At 69.9% G+C, this 20,197-nt stretch carries 21 protein-coding genes; 10 read left to right on the forward strand and 11 right to left on the reverse strand.

Annotated elements, in window-relative coordinates; all coding sequences use genetic code 11:
- Window positions 1-54: 54 nt before the first annotated feature.
- Window positions 55-849 carry an isoprenyl transferase gene (locus tag ACFWQC_RS23970; RefSeq protein WP_378683882.1) on the forward strand — a complete coding sequence of 265 codons (795 nt, stop codon included), beginning with the start codon at window positions 55-57 and terminating at the stop codon, window positions 847-849.
- Here ACFWQC_RS23970 and ACFWQC_RS23975 read toward each other — a convergent pair.
- The 8 genes from ACFWQC_RS23975 to bioB all read right to left on the reverse strand — a co-directional run bounded on the left by ACFWQC_RS23975 (window position 846) and on the right by bioB (window position 8,418).
- Window positions 846-1,268, reverse strand: a complete 423-nt coding sequence (locus ACFWQC_RS23975; protein WP_378683885.1) for a Fur family transcriptional regulator — start codon at window positions 1,266-1,268, stop codon at window positions 846-848. The genes ACFWQC_RS23970 and ACFWQC_RS23975 overlap by 4 nt on opposite strands.
- Window positions 1,255-2,274: a metal ABC transporter permease gene (locus ACFWQC_RS23980; protein WP_378683888.1), complete on the reverse strand. Its 1,020-nt coding sequence runs from the start codon at window positions 2,272-2,274 to the stop codon at window positions 1,255-1,257. Before ACFWQC_RS23980 ends, ACFWQC_RS23975 begins: the two co-directional genes overlap by 14 nt.
- Window positions 2,274-3,107 carry a metal ABC transporter ATP-binding protein gene (locus ACFWQC_RS23985; RefSeq protein WP_378683891.1) on the reverse strand — a complete coding sequence of 278 codons (834 nt, stop codon included), beginning with the start codon at window positions 3,105-3,107 and terminating at the stop codon, window positions 2,274-2,276. The genes ACFWQC_RS23980 and ACFWQC_RS23985 overlap by 1 nt, the downstream gene beginning before the upstream one ends.
- Window positions 3,104-4,060, reverse strand: coding sequence for a metal ABC transporter substrate-binding protein (locus tag ACFWQC_RS23990; protein ID WP_378683894.1), 957 nt, complete (start codon window positions 4,058-4,060; stop codon window positions 3,104-3,106). The genes ACFWQC_RS23985 and ACFWQC_RS23990 overlap by 4 nt, the downstream gene beginning before the upstream one ends.
- Window positions 4,061-4,071: 11 nt before the next feature.
- Window positions 4,072-4,719 carry a dethiobiotin synthase gene (bioD, locus tag ACFWQC_RS23995; protein WP_378683897.1) on the reverse strand — a complete coding sequence of 216 codons (648 nt, stop codon included), beginning with the start codon at window positions 4,717-4,719 and terminating at the stop codon, window positions 4,072-4,074.
- A 115-nt stretch (window positions 4,720-4,834) separates the two neighbouring features.
- Complete coding sequence (locus ACFWQC_RS24000; RefSeq protein WP_378683900.1) at window positions 4,835-5,953, reverse strand: 8-amino-7-oxononanoate synthase; 1,119 nt, start codon at window positions 5,951-5,953, stop codon at window positions 4,835-4,837.
- 1 nt (window position 5,954) lies between these two features.
- Entirely contained in the window at window positions 5,955-7,262 is a 1,308-nt protein-coding gene (gene bioA / locus ACFWQC_RS24005) for an adenosylmethionine--8-amino-7-oxononanoate transaminase (protein ID WP_378683902.1), read from the reverse strand.
- A complete protein-coding gene (gene bioB / locus ACFWQC_RS24010) occupies window positions 7,243-8,418 on the reverse strand; it encodes a biotin synthase BioB (protein WP_378683905.1) in 1,176 nt (391 codons plus the stop codon). The genes bioA and bioB overlap by 20 nt, the downstream gene beginning before the upstream one ends.
- Window positions 8,419-8,536: 118 nt before the next feature.
- On the opposite strand from bioB, the gene ACFWQC_RS24015 reads away from it, so the two are divergent.
- The 3 genes from ACFWQC_RS24015 (at window position 8,537) to uppS (ending at window position 11,004) form a co-directional block, all read left to right on the forward strand.
- Complete coding sequence (locus tag ACFWQC_RS24015) at window positions 8,537-9,772, forward strand: alpha/beta fold hydrolase (protein WP_378683908.1); 1,236 nt, start codon at window positions 8,537-8,539, stop codon at window positions 9,770-9,772.
- Window positions 9,773-9,838: 66 nt separating this feature from the next.
- The gene (locus tag ACFWQC_RS24020) at window positions 9,839-10,312 is read left to right on the forward strand and encodes a hypothetical protein (RefSeq protein WP_378683911.1); all 474 of its coding nucleotides are present in this window, start codon (window positions 9,839-9,841) and stop codon (window positions 10,310-10,312) included.
- Window positions 10,309-11,004 carry a polyprenyl diphosphate synthase gene (gene uppS, locus ACFWQC_RS24025; RefSeq protein WP_378683913.1) on the forward strand — a complete coding sequence of 232 codons (696 nt, stop codon included), beginning with the start codon at window positions 10,309-10,311 and terminating at the stop codon, window positions 11,002-11,004. Before ACFWQC_RS24020 ends, uppS begins: the two co-directional genes overlap by 4 nt.
- A gap of 9 nt (window positions 11,005-11,013) precedes the next feature.
- Here the strand turns inward: uppS and ACFWQC_RS24030 are convergent, their stop codons facing one another.
- On the reverse strand, window positions 11,014-11,916 hold the full coding sequence (locus ACFWQC_RS24030) for a hypothetical protein (RefSeq protein WP_378683915.1): 903 nt from the start codon (window positions 11,914-11,916) through the stop codon (window positions 11,014-11,016).
- 160 nt (window positions 11,917-12,076) lie between these two features.
- Here ACFWQC_RS24030 and ACFWQC_RS24035 point away from each other — a divergent pair, with 160 nt between their 5' ends.
- Window positions 12,077-12,733 (forward strand): HAD family hydrolase, encoded by a 657-nt coding sequence (locus tag ACFWQC_RS24035; protein WP_378683917.1) that lies wholly within the window; start codon window positions 12,077-12,079, stop codon window positions 12,731-12,733.
- A 3-nt stretch (window positions 12,734-12,736) separates the two neighbouring features.
- On the opposite strand, the gene ACFWQC_RS24040 is transcribed toward ACFWQC_RS24035, so the two are convergent.
- Both ACFWQC_RS24040 and ACFWQC_RS24045 read right to left on the reverse strand, forming a co-directional pair.
- On the reverse strand, window positions 12,737-13,069 hold the full coding sequence (locus ACFWQC_RS24040) for a hypothetical protein (RefSeq protein WP_378683920.1): 333 nt from the start codon (window positions 13,067-13,069) through the stop codon (window positions 12,737-12,739).
- A gap of 152 nt (window positions 13,070-13,221) precedes the next feature.
- Window positions 13,222-14,091 (reverse strand): hypothetical protein, encoded by an 870-nt coding sequence (locus ACFWQC_RS24045; protein ID WP_378683922.1) that lies wholly within the window; start codon window positions 14,089-14,091, stop codon window positions 13,222-13,224.
- A 183-nt stretch (window positions 14,092-14,274) separates the two neighbouring features.
- Here ACFWQC_RS24045 and ACFWQC_RS24050 point away from each other — a divergent pair, with 183 nt between their 5' ends.
- The 5 genes from ACFWQC_RS24050 to ACFWQC_RS24070 all read left to right on the forward strand — a co-directional run bounded on the left by ACFWQC_RS24050 (window position 14,275) and on the right by ACFWQC_RS24070 (window position 20,080).
- Entirely contained in the window at window positions 14,275-15,675 is a 1,401-nt protein-coding gene (locus ACFWQC_RS24050) for a glycine--tRNA ligase (protein WP_378683925.1), read from the forward strand.
- Between the two features lie 94 nt (window positions 15,676-15,769).
- Entirely contained in the window at window positions 15,770-16,453 is a 684-nt protein-coding gene (locus ACFWQC_RS24055) for a hypothetical protein (RefSeq protein WP_378683928.1), read from the forward strand.
- A gap of 51 nt (window positions 16,454-16,504) precedes the next feature.
- Window positions 16,505-17,656 (forward strand): tRNA dihydrouridine synthase DusB, encoded by a 1,152-nt coding sequence (gene dusB, locus ACFWQC_RS24060; RefSeq protein WP_378683931.1) that lies wholly within the window; start codon window positions 16,505-16,507, stop codon window positions 17,654-17,656.
- Between the two features lie 234 nt (window positions 17,657-17,890).
- Window positions 17,891-18,796 (forward strand): mucin-2 protein, encoded by a 906-nt coding sequence (locus ACFWQC_RS24065; protein ID WP_378683934.1) that lies wholly within the window; start codon window positions 17,891-17,893, stop codon window positions 18,794-18,796.
- Window positions 18,797-19,096: 300 nt separating this feature from the next.
- Window positions 19,097-20,080: a mucin-2 protein gene (locus ACFWQC_RS24070; protein ID WP_378683937.1), complete on the forward strand. Its 984-nt coding sequence runs from the start codon at window positions 19,097-19,099 to the stop codon at window positions 20,078-20,080.
- The last annotated feature ends 117 nt before the right edge of the window (window positions 20,081-20,197 follow it).

Below are 20,197 nucleotides of genomic sequence, written 5' to 3' on the forward strand. Positions count from 1 at the left end.
CGAGGCCGCAGCCTCCCGGGCCGCAGCCGCCTCCTGGCTATCGCCCGACTAGGGTTGCACCTCGTGAGCAAGCCGGTCCGTACCCCAACACCCCACCCGTCCGGGGCTACCCCGCCCCCGGTCCCCAAGGACCTCGTCCCGCACCACGTGGCGATCATCATGGACGGCAACGGCCGATGGGCCAAGGAGCGTGGCCTCCCCCGGACCAGGGGCCACGAAGAGGGTGAGTCCTCGCTCTTCGACGTCGTCGAAGGAGCCATCGAGATCGGCGTGAAGGCCATCTCGGCCTACGCGTTCTCCACCGAGAACTGGTCGCGCTCGCCCGACGAGGTGAAGTTCCTGATGGGCTTCAACCGCGACGTCATCCGCCGCCGCCGCGACGAGATGAACGAGCTCGGGGTCCGGGTCCGCTGGGCCGGTCGTGCCCCGCGGCTGTGGAAGTCGGTCATCAACGAACTGAAGATCGCCGAGGAGATGACCAAGGACAACACCGTCTGCACGCTGACGATGTGCGTCAACTACGGCGGTCGCGCCGAGCTCACCGACGCCGTGCGGGCGATGGGCGAGGACGTACGCGCTGGTCGCCTCAACCCGGCCAAGATCACCGAGAAGACGATCGAGAAGTATCTCTACGTCCCCGAGCTCCCCGACGCCGACCTCATCTGGCGCACCTCCGGCGAGCAGCGCCTGTCCAACTACATGCTCTGGCAGGCCGCATACTCCGAGTTCGTCTTCACCGACGTCCTCTGGCCCGACGTCGACCGCCGCCACCTGTGGCACGCCATCGAGACGTACGCCTCTCGGGACCGCCGCTACGGCGGCGCGCTGCCGAACCCGGTGCAGCTCTAGCGGCAGTCGGTGCAGGTGCCGAAGATCTCCAGGGTGTGGGAGACGTCGGTGAAGCCGTTGTCCTCGGCCATGGTCTTGGTCCAGCGCTCGACAGCGGGGCCCTCGACCTCGACGGTGCGGCCGCACTGACGGCAGACCAGGTGATGATGGTGGGTGTCGGAGCAGCGGCGGTAGATCGTCTCGCCGTCCTCGGAGCGCATCGCGTCGACCGCGCCGGCCTCGGCCAGCGCGGTCAGTGTGCGGTAGACCGTGGCCAGGCCGACGGCGCCGTCGAGCCGGGAGTGGATCTCCTGGGCGGAGTGGAAGCCGTCGTACGTCCGTAGCGCCTCGGCTACGGCGAGCCGCTGCTTGGTGGGACGCAGGGAACCGGAAGCCTCGGTCGCCAAAGGATCAATCGCCAAAGGATCAGTGCTCGTCATAGTGCTCTCCCTCCGCGCCGACGTGCGCCGCGTGCCGGTGGCCGTCGTGGATGTAGTCGACGTGGTCGCCGTGCTCGACCGCTACGTGGCCGCACTTCTCGCCGTGGTGGTGCGGGTGCTCTTCGTCGACAGGCTTCTCCACGGGCGCGGTCTCCGGGAACGGCGCCACCAGCGCCCGACGGCGGCGTAGCCACGCGCCGATCGGCCACACCAGGAAGAACCCGGCCAGCGCGACCAGCACGATGCTGGGGCCGGGCTGGACGTTGGCACCGGTGCGGGAGAGGGCGGCCGCCAGCCCGAGGCCGCCGACCGAGGCGACCAGACCGGCGCCCATCGCACCGAGCAACGTCATCCGGAACGACCGGGTCAGTTGCTGCACGATCGCGACCGGCACGACCATGAGGGCGGAGACGAGCAGCAGCCCGACGGTGCGCATCGCGATCACCACGCTCAGGGCGGCGAGCACGGCGACGAGGATCGAGTAGAACCGCACCGGCAGCCCGGCGACCTTCGCGTAGTCGGCGTCCTGGGAGACCGCGAACAGCTGCGGCGAGAGGCCGACGCAGATCACGATCAGCACGACCGCGAGGGCCATCGTCACGAGCAGGTCGTCGACCGAGATGGTCAGGATCGAGCCGAAGAGGAACTCCTGGAGCCGGGAGGCGCCGGTGCCGGCGAGCCCGGTGACGAAGACGCCGCCGGCGAGACCGCCGTAGAAGAGCATCGCCAGGGCGACGTCGCCCTCGGCGTGGCCGCGCTCGCGCACGATCTCGATCACCACGGCCCCGGCGATGGCCACGATCACCGCGGCCCAGGTCGGCGAGGTCTGGGTCCACAGACCGATCGCGACGCCGGTGACGGCGACGTGGCCGATGCCGTCACCCATCAGAGCCAGCCGTCGCTGCACGATGTAGGTGCCGACCGCCGGCGCCGCGATCCCGACGAGGAACGCCGCGATCAGGGCCCGCTGCATGAACGGCACCGAGAAGAGCTCGAGGAGAGTCATCAGAGCTCCTTGAGTGGGGTCGGGACGGCGGCGTTGGGCGCGGCGGTCGAGCCAGCTGAACCGAGCCCGGTGTCGCAGTGGACGTGCCCGGCGTCGAAGCCCTGGGCGTGGACGTCGGCGTCGGAGAGCGGCGGGCCGTCGTAGGCCTTGCGGCCGTCGCGCATGACGACGGCGCGGTCGACCAGCGGAGCCAGCGGCCCGAGCTCGTGGGCGACCAGCACGATCGTGGCGCCGTCGTCCTTGAGCCGGCCGAGCGCCCCGGCCAGCGCGTGCTGGTTGGGCAGGTCGACGCCGGCGGTGGGCTCGTCGAGCAGCAGCAGCTCGGGACGGCCGGCGAGCGCCCGCGCGATCAGCACCCGCTGGTGCTGACCGCCGGAGAGCTGGGCGACCCCGCGGTGGGCGTACGCATCCATCCCGACCACCTCGAGCGCGGCCCGGATCGCGGCGCGGTCGGCGCTGCGCAGCGGCCGCAGCAGCTTGCGGTGGGTGAGCCGCCCGGAGGCGACGACCTCCCAGACCGAGGCGGGTACGCCGCCGGTCGCCGTGCTTCGCTGCGGCACGTAGCCGACCCGCGACCAGTCGTGGAAACCGGCCAAGGGGCGGCCGAACAGCTCCAGGCGACCGGTCGAGAGCGGGTTGAGGCCGACCAGGGTGCGTACGAGCGTCGACTTGCCGGAGCCGTTGGCACCCATCAGCGCGACGAACTCACCGCGCTTGACGGTCAGATCCACCTCGCGAAGGACGGGACGTCCGGACAGGGCGACATCCCCGTGCAGGAGCTGCACGGGGACATCGGCGGGGACAGTGCTGCTTCCGGTCCCTGATCTGGTCACTGACAACCGTTGGCCGCCTTCAGGGCGTCGAGGTTCTGGCGCATGAGGGAAAGGTAGTCCTCTCCCTCGGTGTCTGCCGAGAGGCCCTCGATCGGGTCGAGCACGGCGGTCTTGAGACCGAGGTCGTCGGCGAGGGTGTCGGCGAGCGCGGTGCTGACCAGGCGCTCGGAGAAGATCGTGGTCACGCCGTGCTCCTTGGCGTGCTCGCCGATCTCGGCGAGCTGGGCCGGGTTGGGCTCGGCGTCGGGGGTCAGGCCGGCGATCGACTCGAACTCCAGGCCGTACTTGTCCAGGTAGGCGAAGGCGTCGTGGGAGACGACGACGTCCTTGATCTTGCACTGCGCCAGGCCGGTCTTGAACTCCTCGTCGACTCCGGTGAGGTCCTCGGTGAGGGACTTGGCGTTGGCCTCGTAGGTCTCGGCGTTGTCGGGGTCGGCCTCGACCAGAGCGTCGCGTACGCCCTCGGCGTACTGCGCCATCAGCAGCGGGTCGTGCCAGAAGTGAGGGTCGGACTCGCCGTGGGCGTGCTCGTCCTCAGCCTCCTCGCCCTCGGCGTGCTCGTCGTCGTGGCCTTCCTCGGCCTTGCGGAGCTCGACGACCTTCTCGACGTCGACGACCTCACCCTTGACGTCCTGCTCGACCGCGTCGTCGACGGCGGGCTGGAAGCCGTGCTCGGTGAGGATCAGATCGGCGCTCTGCAGCGCGGCGGTCTGGTTGATGCTGAGCTCGAGGTCGTGCGGCTCGACGCCCGGCTTGGTGAGGGGCGTGACCTCGGCGAGGTCGCCCGCTACTCGCTTCGCGACGAACTCCAGCGGGTAGAACGCGGCTGCGATCTGGACCTTCCCCGAGTCGGAACCGGAGGAACCGGAGTCGTCGGAGAGGGCGGCGCAGCCCGAGGTGAGCAGGAGTGCGCCGGCGGCAAGGAGGCCGGCGGAGCGGGTGGTGGGGGTCATGAGAACCATTCTCAGGCTAGTTGAGAATGGTTGTCAATTCCTTCCGGGATGCCGAACAGCAGGGGTACGCCGGTCACCCGGGGCAGGTCGAGACGGTTGCACCGCTCGGCCAGCCCTGGATCGCCCGGCCAGGAGCCGATGATCAAACCCTCGGGCTCGTGCCCACGAGCGCGCAGCGCGGCCACGGTCAGCTCGGTGTGGTTGAGGGTGCCCAGGCCGGCCGCGGTGACGACGACGAAGGAGGTGGGTACGCCCTCGGCGAGCAGGGCGTCGGCCAGGTCCAGGAGCGTGCCGCCGTCGGTGTCCAGACGCACCAGAAGACCACCTGCGCCTTCGACGAGCAAGAGGTCGTTCTCCCTGGTCAGAGCCGAGATCGTCGGAGCGTACGCAGCGACCGGCGGGATCTCCACCCCGGCCCGTCGGGCAGCGGTGTCGGGTGCGAGCGGCTCCTCCAGGCTGGTGAGCTCGTGGACCTCGATCCCAGTCAGCCGGTGGATCTCGGCGGCGTCGCAGTCGCCCTCGGCGGTCCCGGTCTGCACCGGCTTCACGATCGCGACCTTCTCACCGTTGGTGCGTGCCCGGGAGGCCAGCGTCGCCGTCGCGACGGTCTTGCCGACGCCGGTGTTGGTGCCGGTGACGATGACGACCCGCCCACTCATGCTTCGCCCCGGGATGCAGACCGAGTTACCTCGGTATCGGTGCACTTTCTTCGTTGAGTTCCGCGAAGGAAGTGAGCGCTGACCGAGTTACCTCGGTGAACATTCGGCGACCCGCTCACCGGACCTCACCCACGATCGTGTCGATGGCCTTGGTGGCCCTGTCCCAGTCGTCGTCGCTGACGCCCGCTCCGGAGGTCACCCTCAGCCGGGAGACACCGTCGGGGACCGACGGCGGGCGGAAGCAGCCGACGCGTACGCCCTCGGCGAGCAGGTCCGCCTGTGCTGCGAGCGCTGCCTCGGGCGACGACATCGGCACCGACAGCACCGCGCCGGCGGGGACCGGGACGCCCAGGGTCCGGGCCAGCCCGGAGACCCGGGCGCGGATGGTGTCGGCGAGGTCCGGGCGCGACCGCGCCACCCGTGCGGCGGCCAGCGCGGCGGCGGAGGAGGCGGGGGCCAGACCGGTGTCGAAGATGAACGGGCGGGCGGTGTTGACCAGATGGTCGAGGACGGCTCGTGGCCCCAGTACGGCTCCGCCCTGGCTGCCCAGGCTCTTGGAGAGCGTCGCGGTGACGAGCACATCGGGCCGCCCGGCGAGGCCGTGGCGGTGGACGAGCCCCGGCCCGTGCACGCCGACGCCGTGGGCCTCGTCGACGACGAGCAGCGCGCCCTGCTCCGCGCAGACTTCGGCCAGGTCGGTCAGCGGTGCCTCGTCGCCGAGGACGGAGTAGACGGACTCGGCCAGCACCAGGCTGCGTACGCCCGGACGCGCGGCGAGCGCCGCCCGGACCGCCGACACGTCGTTGTGAGGCACGACCGTCAGCTGGGCCCGGGAGAGCCGTACCGCGTCGATCAGCGAGGCATGGATGTGCGCGTCGGAGACGACGTGGGCGGTCCGGTCGGCCAGTGCGCCGACGACCGAGAGGTTGGCGTGGTAGCCGGTCGAGAACGTCAGCGCGCCCGGCTGACCGAGCCAGTCGGCGAGCTCGGCCTCCAGGTCGCCGTGCAGGGTCAAGGTGCCCGTGACGAGCCGAGACGCACCCGCGCCGCCGCCCCAGAGCATGGCCGCCTCAGCCGCGGCGCGGCGTACGTCCGGGTGGCCGGACAGGCCCAGATAGTCGTTGCCGGCCAGATCGACGACGCTGTCGTCAGGCCCGCGCGGCCGCAGCCGCCGGGTCAGCCCGGCCTCCTCTCTTGCGGTAGCCGCTTCCTCCAGCCAGTTCTGCCAACCCATGTCAGGCCACCTCCGCGGCCGCGGCGACTGCTCGGCAGATGCGGGCGAGGTCGTCCTCGCCGGTGATGTAGGGCGGCATCGTGTAGATCAGGTCGCGGAACGGCCGGATCCAGACGCCCTCGCGCAGCGCGGCGTCGGTGGCCTTGGCGACATCGACCGGATGGTCGAGCTGGACCACGCCGACGGCGCCGAGGACGCGGACCTGGCTGACACCGGGGGCAGCGGTCAGCGGGGTGAGGCCCGTCGAGAGTGCGGCGGAGACCCGGCGTACGTCCTGCTCCCAGCCGCGGGCGGCCAGCAGGTCGAGCGAGGCCAATGCCACCGCGCAGGCGAGTGGGTTGCCCATGAAGGTCGGCCCGTGCATGAGCACGCCCGACTCGCTCCGGGAGATCGCGTGCGCGACCTCGGTGGTGGTCAGCACCGCGGCCAGGGTCATGTAGCCGCCGGTGAGCGCCTTGCCGAGACAGAGGATGTCGGGGGTGACCAGCGAGGCCACGAAGAGGTCGCCGGTGCGGCCGAGGCCGGTGGCGATCTCGTCGAAGATCAGCACCAGTCCGTGCTCGTCGGCGATCTCGCGGAGCACGACCAGGCAGCGGTCGTCATAGACCCACATCCCGCCCGCGCCCTGGAGCCGCGGCTCGAGGATGATCCCGGCGAGCTCGTGGGCGTGCTCGGCCGCGAGGCGGCGTACGCCCGCGGCCCATGCCTCCACGTCGCCGCCCGGCGCCGGCGGGCGCTCGGCGAAGACCTGCGGTGCGAGCATCTCGGTGAACATCGAGTGCATCCCGCCGACCGGGTCGCACGTGCTCATGCAGCCGAAGGTGTCGCCGTGGTAGCCGCCGCGCACGGTCAGCAGGCGCGTACGCTCCGGCCGCCCGCGGCCGCGCTGGCTCTGCAGCGCCATCTTGATCGCCACCTCGACGCTCACCGACCCGGAGTCGGCGAGGAAGACGTGCTGAAGGGGGTCGGGGGTGACCGAGACGAGCCGCTCGGCGAGGTCGATCGCCGGGGCGTGGGTCAGGCCGCCGAACATCACGTGCGCCATCCGGCCGGCCTGCTCGGCGAGCGCGGCGTCCAGCTCGGGCACCCGGTAGCCGTGGACGGCCGACCACCACGACGACATCGCGTCGACGACCTCGAGACGCTCACCGCCGTCGTCGAGATGGAGGCGTACGCCCTCGGCGCCGGTGACGAGCCGCACCGGCGCCGGGTCGGTCATCGAGGTGTAGGGGTGCCAGATGTGCTCGCGGTCGAAGGCGAGCAGATCGTGGGTCCGATCAGCGCCCACATCAAGCGTTGGCAGCGACATCGGTCCCCGCTCCGCGGCGCCGGATCACCGGGCCGTCCTGCTCGTCGTGGCCACCACAGGCACCGCCGGAGGCACTGCCGCAGCCGTCGCCACAGCTGCTGCCGCAGCCACCGCTCGCCACGCGGCCGGCGGCCTTGGTGCGGTGCTCCTCGATGAGATCGTCGAACGCGCTCTCGTCCATGCCGAGGATGATGAAGCCGTTGTCGCGCAGCATCTCCAGATCGGCCAGCGCGTCCTGCCCCTCGGAGGTCAGGTAGTCGCCGAGGAAGATCGAGTTGGCGACCTGCAGCGCCGTGGCCTGCAGCGAGCGCAGGTGCATCTCGCGCCCGCCCGCGATCCGGATCTCCTTGTCCGGGCAGACGAAGCGCGCCATCGCCAGGATCTTCACGCATCGGGTGGGGGAGAGCTCCCAGGTGTTCTCGTACGGCGTCCCGTCGAACGGCATCAGGAAGTTCACCGGGATCGAGTCGGCGTCGAGATCCTTGAGCGCGAAGAGGGCCTCGGCGAGCTGCTCGTCGGTCTCGCCCAGCCCGGCGATCAGGCCGGAGCACGGCGAGAGGCCGGCGTCCTTGGCCTTGCCGATCGTGTCGACGCGGTCCTCGTAGGTGTGGGTCTGGACGATGTTGTCGTGGTTGGACTCGGCGGTGTTGATGTTGTGGTTGTACGCATCCACGCCCGCCGCCTTGAGCCGCTCGGCCTGCCCACCCTTGAGCAGCCCGAGGCAGGCGCAGACCTCGACGTCCTCGTGCGCGTCCTTCAGTGCGGAGGTCATCTCGACGACCTTGTCGATGTCGCGGTCGGAGGGTCCGCGGCCCGAGGAGACCATGCAGACGCGGGTGGCGCCACCGCGCAGCCCGGCGCCGGCCTGCTCGAGGGTCTCGTCCTTGGAGAGCCAGGAGTACTTCAGGACCGGTGCCTGCGACCCGAGCGCCTGGCTGCAGTAGTTGCAGTTCTCCGGGCACAGCCCCGACTTGAGGTTGACCAGGTAGTTCACCTTCACGGTGTTGCCGAAGTGCTCGCGCCGCAGTCGTCCTGCCGCGGCGACGACGCTCATCAGCTCCGAGTCGGGGGTACGCAGAACGGCCACCGCGTCCTCCGTCGTGGCGGCCCCGCCGGACAGGATCCGGTCGGCTAGCTGGTCGAAGGCTGTCGTCATGCGGGAGTCTCCTCGGGATGGCTACCTGAACAACGTTCAGTTGAACGGTGTTCAGGTTAGGTTCTGCCGGGCCGTACCGCAACGTCGCTGTCCATCCGAGCCGCACTAGGATCGGCGAATGCACCTCGAGACGATCCCCGGACTGGTCCTGATCGAGCACGAGATCGAGGTGCCGCTCGACCATCTCGGCAGCGGGTCCGAGACGCTGACCGTCTTCGCCCGCGAGGTGCGTCGTCCGGGCGATCGCGACGACCGGGACGCGCTGCTCTTCCTCCAGGGCGGCCCCGGCGGGGAGAGCCCACGCCCGATCGACCTCCCGATGGCGCCGGGCTGGCTCGAGCGGGCGCTCCAGGACTATCGGGTGATCCTCCTCGACCAGCGGGGGACCGGACGGTCGACACCGCTCACCGCGATGACCGGGATGAGCCCGCAGGAGCAGGCCGACTATCTGGCCCATTTCCGCGCCGACTCGATCGTCGAGGACGCCGAGCTCCTCCGCTCGTCCCTGGGGATCGAGCGCTGGTCGCTCCTGGGCCAGTCCTTCGGCGGCTTCTGTTCGCTGCGCTACCTCTCGACCCATCCCGAGTCGCTTCGTGAGGTGATGTTCACCGGGGGAGTGCCGCCGGTCGGCCTGCCCGTCGACGAGATCTACGCCGCGACCTTCGCCCGCACGATCGAGCTCACCGAGCGTCACTACGCCCGATTCCCCGGCGACCGCGACCGGATGCGGGCGCTGGTCGATCGTTGCGACGCCGGTGAGATCCGGCTCCCGCACGGCGGTCTGCTCTCCGCCCGCCAGGCGCGCTGCATCGGCAGCCTGCTCGGGATGACCGGCGGCTCCGAGCGGATCCACTACCTCCTCGAGCGCGACCCGGCCGGACTCGGCTTCGGCCACGAGGTCGCGTCGCTGCTGCCCTTCAGCGGACACTCGCCCCTCTATGTACTCGTCCACGAGGCCTGCTACGCCGATGCCCAGGCGACCCGCTGGGCCTCCGCGCGCGTCCAGCCCGCGGCGTACGAGGACCCGACCCTCCTCACCGCCGAGCACCTCTTTCCGTGGCACCTGACCGAGGACCCGCTGCTGGCTCCCTTCACCGAGACCGCGGACCTGCTGGCCGAGCGTGAGTGGCCGAGCCTCTACGACCCGAGCGCGCTCGCCGCCGTCGACGTCCCGTGCGCCGCGGCCGTCTACTACGACGACCCGTACGTCCTGCGCGAGCACTCCCTCGCCACCGCCGAGCTGGTCCCCACCCTCCGCCCGTGGGTCACCAACGCCCACCTCCACAACGGCGTCCAGGTCGCCCCCGAGGAGGTCCTGGACCGCCTCATCGGGATGGTCCGCGGGCGCGTCTGACGACGGTTCGTCAACGAAGCGCCAACATCCGCGGCCGCGCGCGGCGGTGCCGGGCATCATGAGCACATGAGTCTGCCCGTGACCGCCGTTCGCGCCGCCTCCTTCGTCGTCACCATGGTGCTCGTCGGGCTCGCCTACCCGGTCCTCGCCGGGTTGGTCTACGTCGGCCTCCTGGTCGCCTCCGCGACCGGCGACCAGGGGATGGGCGGGCCGCTCGCGGGGCCGGTGCTCGTCCTTCTCGGCGCGGCCGTCGGGGCACTCTGTGTGGCCATCGCGGCGCCCGCGGCCCTCGCTGCGCGGGTCGTGGGTGGCCTCACGGGTGCACTGGCCGGCTCCGCGACCCTCGTGTTCCTGACCGCCGGAGCCACCTGGCTGGCCTGGCTCCTCTTCGGTCTGTCAGGGAGCCCGGCGGTCACCGCCGGGGTCCTGGTCGCCGCCGCGACCCCGGCGGTGCTCGTCCTCGCGCTCTCCGACGCCGTCGCCCGGTTCGTCACCGGCCTGCGCCTCCGGCCTCGGCCTTTTGCCGCCGAAGCCTCGTGACCACCGAGACGATCGCGCTCCACCCGCTGCCCACCCATGTCGGCGTGGTGATGGACGGCAACCGCCGCTGGGCGAAGAAGGCAGGCTTCGCGAACCCGGGCGCCGGGCACGACGTCGGCGCCGACCATGTCGAGGACCTGCTGGCGTGGTCCACGCGATGGAGGATCGACCACCTCACCTCGTACGTCCTCTCCGCCGACAACATTCGGAAACGGCCGAAGTCTCAGGTCGACCACCTGTTCGGCATCCTGGCCGACAAGCTCCCGCAGACCGTCGTACGCAGCGACCGCTGGGCCCTCCACGTCTCCGGTGACCTCTCCCTGCTGCCCGCGGATGCCGCCGAGGCCCTGCGCGCGGCCGAGCGCGAGACCGCCGACCGACCCGCACACCTGACGATGGCGATCGGCTACGACCCGCACGGCGACATCGTCGAAGGCATCCGCCGGGCGATCGCCGCGGGCGCCACCGAGATCGACGAACAGACCATCACCGCCGCCCTGCCCGGCGGCCCGGTCAAGGAGATCGACCTCGTGATCCGCACCAGCGGCGAGCAGCGCCTCTCCGGCTTCTTCCCCTGGCAGACCTCCAACGCCGAGATCGTCGTCAGCGAAAAGCTTTGGCCCGACTTCACCGAGGCCGACTTCGCCGAAGCCCTGGAGCTCTATGCCAGGCGCCGGTCCGTCGCCCTGTAGACCACAGCGTCAGGGATGGGCGCAGAGGCTGGTGACCTCGATCTCGCCGATGCGCTCTTCGTGCCCGAGGTGGGCGCTGAGGTGTGGGTAGGCGACGAAGGCGACGTAGTACTCGCCCTTCATCATGTCGTAGGTGCCGCTCGGTCCGGTCCACGCCTCGACGATGGCCGCAGAGGCCTCCTCGTTGGCGTGGAGGATGCTGTTGAAGTCGGCGTCGTCCCTCGCCGTGGCGAAGTCGCGTGTGGTGAAGCGGCCGGTGAGGCTCAGGACCTGCCCACCTCCACAGGGTGATGAGACGACCTGCGGCCGGACAGGCCACAGGGTCCCGGTCGGCACCGCTTTCATAGCGTCGGCAGCAAGCACTTCCAGCTGCTTTCGTACGTCGGCGGGCGTCGGGGTGGGTCCTGGACTCGGCCCATCGAGGTGGGACGCCTGCTGGCGCGCATGCTCGGCGGCAGTAGCGACCGACGCCCGGATGGCAGCGCGTGCCGGTTCGTCCCGGGCTGCCATCACGGCCCCGGTGGCTCCCGCGATCAGGATGAGGACCAGTGCGATCCGGTTGGCCGGGGTCCAGATCGTCGGGCCCCGCGTACGACCGAGCATGACGGCCAGTGATGCACACAGCAGGGTTGCGGTGAGCAGCGTGACCAGCTCAAGTCCGTTCCGGATGGGGATCGTTGCGGTCGCGACGCCCTGCTCGATGCACCAGCCCTGCGGCGGGAACGAGCGGGATACGTAGACCGAGGCCGGCGAGTATCGGCAGCCTTCTCGGTCGGCCGCGACGAGCAACGCCAACCACGCCCACAACATCAGCGCACCGATACCGAACAACACCGCCAGCAGGACGTACGGCCAGGTCCGACGGCTGCGTCGTGCCGACTCGATGCTCGACATGTCGACGGCATCACTCACGCGCAGGGAGCGTACGGCACGCAGGTTCGCGCCGCGGTCCCTCCCAGCGGGCCGGATGCGACAACCGTGCATGTGCGGGGAAGTCGAGAGGTGACTCGTCCATCGGCGTGTCAGAACCATGCATGTGCACCGTTCTTGCAGCGGCAATAGAGTCTCGGCCGTGCTGCGCGCGATCCTCTTCGACCTCGACGACACCCTGGTCGACCAGGCAGAGGCGGCGCGGAGAGCCGTGGTCGGGTGGGCCGCGGAGCACGGGATCACCGGGGACGTCGGGGCACGGTGGGACGCGGTCTCCGGGCCGCACTACCAGCGCTACCAGCGCCGTGAGATCAGCTTCCAGGAACAGCGGCGGGCGCGGACGCGAGAGTTCCTCGGGGTCGAGGTCGACGACGCGGAGGCGGATGCGCTGTTCGCCGGATACCTGAGGAGGTACGAGGCCCAGTGGGTCGCCTTCGACGACGCCGTCCCGACGCTGCGCAGGGTGCGTGACGCGGGGCTCCGAACGCTCGTCCTGACCAACGGCGACGACGCCCACCAGCGACTCAAGCTCGACCTGACCGGCCTGGCCGCGGAGATCGACCTGCTCGTCTCCACGTCGACCCTGCCCGCGAGCAAGCCCGACCCGCGGGCCTATCTGCTCACCTGCGAGCGCGCCGGCATCGCGCCCGCGGAGGCACTGATGGTCGGCAACAGCCTGGCGCATGACGTACTCAGTCCCATCGACGCAGGCCTCGACGCCGTCCTTCTCGACCGCCACGACGCCCACCCCGACGAACCCCTACGCCGCATCAGCCCCCTTCACGACCTGCGCTGGTGACGCTCAGAGGCGAAGGGCGTGGGCAGCCATCCGGTAGGCGACCGCAGCAGCCTCGGGGTCGTGCAGCGATCGGTCGGTCAGCGCCACCTCGGCGTGTGCGCGGACGCTTGCGGCGGGGTCGCCGGCGAGCAGGTCTGCACACAGACCTGCGACCACCCCCTGCGCGTCGTGAGGGTCGAGCTCGTCGAGAACCTGTCCGAGGTCCAACAGCATCGCGGCTTCCTCGAAGATCTCACGCAACGTCTCCTCGTCGACGCCGACGCCTGGTCGTGCCGCCGCGACCCTGGCCAGGTCGAGGATCGGTGTGAGCTTGGGGTCGAGGTCCTGCATCGCCATGGTGTCCAGCATGAGCCCCCGGGTCGTGGGCTCTCAAGGGGATTCCGCCGACGTGGGAGTCCTGAGGTCACCTGATGACATCGGGACTCCCACGTCGACGGGGAGACATGCCGAGTCGAACTCAGCCGCGGTGTGATCGAGGAGGTCGCGGCTCATCTGGTGGCGTCGTCGAGATCGAGCCCCATGGGGGACTGGTTCGGGATCTCGCCGGAGGCGACGACAGCCTTGGTGAGCGGGCGGAGGAGGGTGATGAGCTCGTCGACCTCGGCCGGCTCCAGGGCGGCGTACGCAGTGGCTGCGAGCGCATCGGTCTGCGACTCGATCCGGGCCTTGGTCTCCAGGCCGGCCTCGGTGAGGGAGGCGCCGTCGTCGGTGACGAGCCCACGGGAGCGCAGGCCGGCGACGAGGGAGTCCCACTCGGTCTCGTGGATGTTGCGGGAGGTGGCATAGACCGCGGGGGAGGTGCCGTTGGCGAGCGCATGGAAGACGTGCGACTCGCGGCCGCCGATCCCAGCGGCGAGGAGGGTGGCGACGTGACCGTCGCCGCGGTGCTCCCGCAGCAGCGTCGCCGCGTCCCACAGGAGGGTCAGCGGGTCCTCGGAGACGGGGAGCGATCGCAGCGCGGCGTACAGGGCCCGTCCCTCCGCCGGGGCGCTGAGAGCGGCTCGCGAGGCGAGCGAGGCGGCCCGGGTCAGGTCGTCGGAATCGGCGAGCGGGCCGAGGTGACGGCGGAGCGCGGCGACGGCACCGGTGCGGCGGGCCTCGTGCGCGGTCTCGGGCGGAGCGAACGTCCAGGCGTCGGGAAGCGCCCGGGAGACGTGTGAGAAGGCGAAGTTGTAGAAGACGGCATGGATCACCTCGGCCGGAACGGTCCCGAGCGGAGCGGACCGGGCAGCGAAGTAGCCCATCCAGTAGCCGCGGTAGCCGGCCTCCTTGAGCAGGGCGATCGGTTCGGGTGAGAAGTAACCCACCGCATGGATCGGCTCGAGCAGCTTCCACAGACGACGCGCGTTCGACTCCATGTCCAGCGACGCTATCGGCAGATGCCCGGGCCGCCGAGCGATTTGGCCGAGCGAATTGGCCCCGCGGGCGGCGTACATAACAAGATGACACCGTGGATAGGATTTCCCTGTCCCGTCAAGCACGGCCCCTCAACACCGGGCCCGGCAGCCGGCCGGGCTCACCTCGAGCAGAGAGCATTCATCGTGGCAAAGCCGCCAGCATCGACCCTTGACCTCGTCGTCTCCCTCGCCAAGCGGCGCGGATTCGTCTTCCCCAGCGGCGAGATCTACGGCGGCACCCGGAGTGCCTGGGACTACGGCCCCCTCGGTGTCGAGCTCAAGGAGAACATCAAGCGCCAGTGGTGGAAGGCGATGGTCCAGCAGCGCGACGACGTCGTCGGCCTCGACTCGAGCATCATCCTGCCGCGTCAGACCTGGGTCGCCTCCGGCCACGTCGAGACGTTCAACGACCCGCTGGTCGAGTGCCAGTCGTGCCACAAGCGCTACCGCTTCGACCACCTCCAGGAGGAGTACGCGGAGAAGAAGGGCATCGAGGACCCCGACACCGTCGTCCTCAACGAGGTCGTCGCCTGCCCGAACTGCGGCACCCGTGGCGCCTGGACCGAGCCGCGTGAGTTCTCCGGCATGCTCAAGACCCACCTCGGTGTCCTCGAGGACGAGTCGGGTCTGCACTACCTGCGTCCGGAGACCGCGCAGGGCATCTTCGTCAACTTCGCCAACGTGGTCACCTCGACCCGCCAGAAGCCCCCGTTCGGCATCGCTCAGACCGGCAAGAGCTTCCGCAACGAGATCACGCCGGGCAACTTCATCTTCCGCACCCGCGAGTTCGAGCAGATGGAGATGGAGTTCTTCGTCAAGCCGGGCGAGGACGAGCAGTGGCACCAGTACTGGATCGACGAGCGCATGCGGTGGTACACCGACCTCGGCATCAACCCCGACAACCTGCGTCTCTACGAGCACGCCCAGGAGAAGCTGAGCCACTACTCCAAGCGCACCGTCGACATCGAGTACCGCTTCGGCTTCACCGGTAGCGAGTGGGGCGAGCTCGAGGGCGTCGCCAACCGCACCGACTTCGACCTCGGCACCCACATGAAGCACTCCGGCCAGGACCTGCAGTACTTCGACCAGGCCAACAACGAGCGCTACCTGCCCTACGTCATCGAGCCCGCGGCAGGTCTGACCCGCGCCCTGATGACCTTCCTCGTCGACGCGTACGCCGAGGAGGAGGCCCCCAACGCCAAGGGCGGTGTCGACAAGCGGGTCGTGCTCCGGCTTGACCACCGGATCGCGCCGGTCAAGATCGCCGTGCTCCCGCTCAGCCGCAACGAGGCGCTCTCGCCGAAGGCGAAGGCGCTCTCGGCCGAGCTGCGTGCCAACTGGGCCGTCGACTTCGACGACTCCCAGTCGATCGGCAAGCGCTACCGCCGTCAGGACGAGATCGGCACTCCGTACTGCGTCACCGTCGACTTCGACACCCTCGAGGACAACGCGGTCACCATCCGCGAGCGCGACACCATGAAGCAGGAGCGGATCCCGCTCGAGGGCGTGAGCCGCTACTTCGCCGAGCGTCTGATCGGCGCCTGAGGCAGTAGTTCACCGCCGGGCCGTTACCACCTCGTAAACCTTGCAGGGGGCGTCCTGCTGCGCGATCTGGAGAAGCGTGCGGCAGGATGTCCCCATGCAACGAGCGGGGTCCGTACTCGCCGCATCCGTCACGGGTGCGGTCATGGCCATGTCAGTGATGGGGTGCAGCGGCACCGCGCCGAGGACGAACGCGCCCAAGCCGTCCGAGAGCGCATCCGCCTCGGCCTCCGCGTCACCCTCGGCGTCGGCCTCGCCCTCCGCCGGGGCGCTCACCGAGCCCGGTGCCGACCGCGAGCTGGGTGAGACCGCGACCGTCGAGTGGACGCCCAAGGACGGTGTCGACGGCAAGCTCTCGATCACCGTCACCAAGCTCGAGTCGACCTCCTACAAGCAGACCTTCGCCGGCTGGAAGCTCGACGAGGCGACGCTGGCCCGCGCTCCCTACTTCGTACGCGCCACCATCAAGAACGACGGCAAGACCGACCTCGGTGGCTACGACGTACCGCTGTGGGGCCTCGACGACCGGGGCAGCCTGGTCGAGGCGGCCGCGTTCAAGGAGCCGTTCAAGCCCTGTGACGGCAAGACGTTCCCCAAGCCATTCGCGCCCGGCGCCAGCGTCAACGCCTGCCTGGTCATGCTCGTCCCCGACCAGGGCAAGCTCGTCGGCGTGAGCTTCCGGCCCTATGAGGAGTTCGACCCGATCACCTGGGAGAGCGAGCCGACGCCGTACGTTGCGCCCAAGCCCTCCCGATCGCCGTCCGCCTCGCCGACTTCTTGACGCCGACCGCTTGATTTCGTACGGCACGCCGCTGGCCGGACAATGGAGGGCATGTCCGTCCTTACTGCGCCCATCTCCGGAGGTCTCAAGCTCGGCAACCTGACCGTCGACACCCCTGTGGTGCTCGCGCCGATGGCCGGCGTCACCAACGCCGCCTTCCGGCGGCTGTGCGCCGAGCAGGGCGCCGGCCTCTACGTCTGCGAGATGATCACCTCGCGCGGCCTGGTCGAGGGTGACCAGCACACCAAGGACATGCTCGTCTTCGACGAGGCCGAGACCGTACGCAGCGTGCAGCTCTACGGCACCGACCCGGTCTACGTCGGCAAGGCGACCGAGATCCTCTGCGCCGACTACGGGGTGGCGCACGTCGACCTCAACTTCGGCTGCCCGGTGCCCAAGGTGACGCGCAAGGGCGGCGGGGGAGCGCTTCCCTACAAGCGCGGTCTGCTCGGCGAGATCCTGGAGCATGCCGTACGCGCGGCGGAGCCCTACGGCGTGCCGGTGACGATGAAGACCCGCAAGGGCATCGACGACGCCCACCTGACCTACATGGACGCCGGCCGGATCGCCCAGGAGAGCGGCGCCGCCGCGATCGCGCTGCACGGGCGTACGGTCGCCCAGGCGTACTCCGGCACCGCCGACTGGGACGCGATCGCCGAGCTCAAGGCCTCGGTCGACATCCCGGTGCTCGGCAACGGCGACATCTGGGAGGCGGCCGACGCGATCCGGATGGTCGAGGAGACCGGTGTCGACGGCGTCGTCATCGGCCGCGGCTGCCTCGGACGTCCCTGGCTCTTCCGCGACCTGGCGGCCGCTTTCGCCGGTGAGAAGGTCAACGTCCTGCCGAATCTCGGCGAAGTGACCGACATCATGCGGCGCCACGCCGAGCTGCTCTGCGAGCACATGGGCGAGGAGCGTGGCTGCAAGGAGATCCGCAAGCACATCGCGTGGTACCTCAAGGGCTTCAGCGCCGGTGGTGAGCTGCGCCGGACCCTCGGCCTGGTGAACAGCCTCCAGGACCTCGACGAGATGCTCGCCAAGCTCGACCGGAACGAGCCTTTCCCCTCGTCACAGCTGGGTGCGCCGCGTGGGCGGCAGGGTGCGCCGCGGGACAAGGTGGTCCTTCCGGAGGGGTGGCTCGACGACGCCGACGGTCGCGGTTGCGGGTTCGCCGAGAACGTGTCGGAGACCTCCGGCGGCTGAGCCTCCGGGCCCGTTCGGACGGGTCTCGAGGCGCTTTGGGAGCCTTCGGAATCAGTCGCTCGACAGGTACAAAACTACGCAAAAACTCGGTAAGGGAATTGGAATACCCCCTGTCGTGTGTGTTGTACTCATTGCCGTGCCGAGCCCCCACCAGCACAACCCTCGACGGGTTTCATCCGTTGAAACCGTGGGAGAACTCGGGCACAGACCATGTAGTCGAGCAAAGGATTGCGTGTGGCCGGCAGCCACAGAGGCGACACTCGGGCCGTCCGTAAGACCAAATCCATAGTTGTCAGCGCAGGGGTCGCGGTTCTCGCGACAGGCGCCGCAGTCGGCGCCGGAGCCGCTTTCGCGGAGCCGACCTCCACCCTGATCGCCAAGAACGCAGGCGCATCCGTCTCCTCGTCCAAGGCCAACGTGCCGAGCACTCGTGACGACGCGCGCGTCGCCGGCGACCGTCGCGAGACCGTCGTCAGCCGTGACGGAGGGGACCGCGAGTCGGTCTCCTCGGTCGAGACCCTGACCAAGGGCCCCGAGCAGGTCGAGACCGGCACCGCCAAGGCGGTCAAGCGCTGGACCGACGAGACGCTCAACCTCTGGTCCGCCTACGGCAAGCACGCCACCCAGTCCGGTGAGATCGAGGCCGGCGAGCTGGTCTACGCGACCGGCCGCACCGAGTCCGGCCGCGACGAGATCCTCGTCGATGGCGAGGTCGCCTGGGTGACCGCCGGTCACCTCGTCGACGAGAAGCCCGAGGAGACCGGTGTCGCAGCCGGCGTCAGCACGGCCGCGTGCGGAGACCCCTCGGTCGAGAGCGGTCTGGTCTCCGACGCGGTCACCGTCTACCGCGCGGTCTGCAACGCGTTCCCCGAGGTCGAGTCCATGACCGTCGGTGGTTGGGACGGCCACGGTGAGCACTCCTCGGGCAAGGCGCTCGACTTCATGACCTCCGACAAGGCGCTCGGCGACTCGATCGCCGCCTACCTGCAGCAGCACGCAGCGGAGCTCAACCTCTACGACATCATCTGGTACCAGCAGATCTGGACGCCGGTGCGTGCCTCGGAGGGCTGGCGCTACATGGAGGACCGCGGGTCCACCACCGCCAACCACTACGACCACGTGCACGTCTCCACGAACTGACGCGACAACTGACGCGACTGGCCTCGAAGACAGGTCGGCCCGGGCTCTCGAAGCCCGGGCCCACCGGGGGTTTTAGGGCGGCCGCCGATAAAAAACGTAGCAAAAGGGTCCGACCCAACGTGGGGTACCCCCGGAGGGGGGGGGATGAAACAGGCGCTGTGCCCGGGCTCACGACCCAGCTTCAGCGGAAGTGGCGAAGGGCGTTCTCGGGCGATACCCCCACATTGTCGAGCGAAGGATTGCGCAGTGGCCACCAGCCACAGAGGCGATTATCGAGCTGTCCGTAGAACCAAGAATGCCGTGGCGACCGCAGGGATCGTGACGTTCGCGACCAGCGGTGCGATGGCCGCCGGGGCGGCCGCGGCGAACCCCGGCGTCGTGATCTCCGAGGTGGAGGAGAAGTCCGGACTCCGGCTGCCATCACTGGCCGATCGGCGCATCGAGGCCGAGGCCAAGGCGGCGGCGAAGATCCCGGCGCTGCCGACGACCCGGGAGGACACCCGGATGTCGAACGACCGCCGCGAGGTCACCGGCCGGGAGACGACGGTCAGCCGCAGCGGCGAGCGTGGGGGAGAGGCGGCGACCAACGCCCTGAGCGAGGTCGCCACGATCGAGTCGCTGATCGAGCGGCCGACCTCGGTCAGCGGCGGTGCCCAGAAGGCGGTGCTGCGCTACGTACAGGACGACGTCACCGTCTACGCCGCCTACGGCAAGCGCGCCAAGGAGCTCGGCGAGCTGAAGCTGGGGCGCGCGGTCTACTACACCGGTCGCGACGAGGGTGGCCGCCAGGAGATCGTCCTGGAGGGCAACCCGGTGTGGATCCCCGAGGGCAACCTCGGCAAGACCAAGCCCGAACCCCCGCCCGAGCCCACTCCCACGCCGACCCCCTCCCCGACGCCGTCCGAGGACGCCCCGGCAGGCCTCGACTTCTCGGCCTGCGGTGACTCCTCGGTCGAGGACGGTCTGGTCTCCGACGCGGTCGACCTCTACCGCGCCGTCTGCAATGCCTTCCCCGCGGTCGGTTCCGGCACCACGTACGGCTACGACCCGCACGGCGAGCACATCAACGGCAAGGCGCTCGACTTCATGACCGACGACAAGGAGCTCGGCGACGCCATCGCCGCCTTCGTCCAGGAGCATGCCGGGGCGCTGAACATCTACGACATCATCTGGTACCAGCGCATCTGGACCCCGGTCCGAGCCGACGAGGGCTGGCGCCCGATGGATGACCGCGGAGACCCCACAGCCAACCACTACGACCACGTGCACGTAGCCGTCAACTAGATCGCCGAGCCGGCGCGTCATGACGCGCCGGCTCGGCGGGATCTCCGGTCAGAACGTGCCGACTCGGCGGGGGCTGGCTGCTCCTCAGACCAGGGCGGGGAGGGGAGTTGGCTTTCG

It is taken from the genome of Nocardioides sp. NPDC058538 (assembly GCF_042719275.1).
Taxonomy (GTDB): domain Bacteria; phylum Actinomycetota; class Actinomycetes; order Propionibacteriales; family Nocardioidaceae; genus Nocardioides.

What these genes read in the sequence shown, in the direction of transcription:
- ACFWQC_RS23975 (WP_378683885.1), bottom strand. Translation starts at nt 1,268, where the DNA reads ATGACGAGCACTGATCCTTTGGCGATTGATCCTTTGGCGACCGAGGCT.
- ACFWQC_RS23980 (WP_378683888.1), bottom strand. Translation starts at nt 2,274, where the DNA reads ATGACTCTCCTCGAGCTCTTCTCGGTGCCGTTCATGCAGCGGGCCCTG.
- ACFWQC_RS23990 (WP_378683894.1), bottom strand. Translation starts at nt 4,060, where the DNA reads ATGACCCCCACCACCCGCTCCGCCGGCCTCCTTGCCGCCGGCGCACTC.
- bioD (WP_378683897.1), bottom strand. Translation starts at nt 4,719, where the DNA reads ATGAGTGGGCGGGTCGTCATCGTCACCGGCACCAACACCGGCGTCGGC.
- ACFWQC_RS24000 (WP_378683900.1), bottom strand. Translation starts at nt 5,953, where the DNA reads ATGGGTTGGCAGAACTGGCTGGAGGAAGCGGCTACCGCAAGAGAGGAG.
- bioA (WP_378683902.1), bottom strand. Translation starts at nt 7,262, where the DNA reads ATGTCGCTGCCAACGCTTGATGTGGGCGCTGATCGGACCCACGATCTG.
- bioB (WP_378683905.1), bottom strand. Translation starts at nt 8,418, where the DNA reads ATGACGACAGCCTTCGACCAGCTAGCCGACCGGATCCTGTCCGGCGGG.
- ACFWQC_RS24015 (WP_378683908.1), top strand. Translation starts at nt 8,537, where the DNA reads ATGCACCTCGAGACGATCCCCGGACTGGTCCTGATCGAGCACGAGATC.
- ACFWQC_RS24020 (WP_378683911.1), top strand. Translation starts at nt 9,839, where the DNA reads ATGAGTCTGCCCGTGACCGCCGTTCGCGCCGCCTCCTTCGTCGTCACC.
- ACFWQC_RS24040 (WP_378683920.1), bottom strand. Translation starts at nt 13,069, where the DNA reads ATGGCGATGCAGGACCTCGACCCCAAGCTCACACCGATCCTCGACCTG.
- ACFWQC_RS24045 (WP_378683922.1), bottom strand. Translation starts at nt 14,091, where the DNA reads ATGGAGTCGAACGCGCGTCGTCTGTGGAAGCTGCTCGAGCCGATCCAT.
- ACFWQC_RS24055 (WP_378683928.1), top strand. Translation starts at nt 15,770, where the DNA reads ATGCAACGAGCGGGGTCCGTACTCGCCGCATCCGTCACGGGTGCGGTC.
- dusB (WP_378683931.1), top strand. Translation starts at nt 16,505, where the DNA reads ATGTCCGTCCTTACTGCGCCCATCTCCGGAGGTCTCAAGCTCGGCAAC.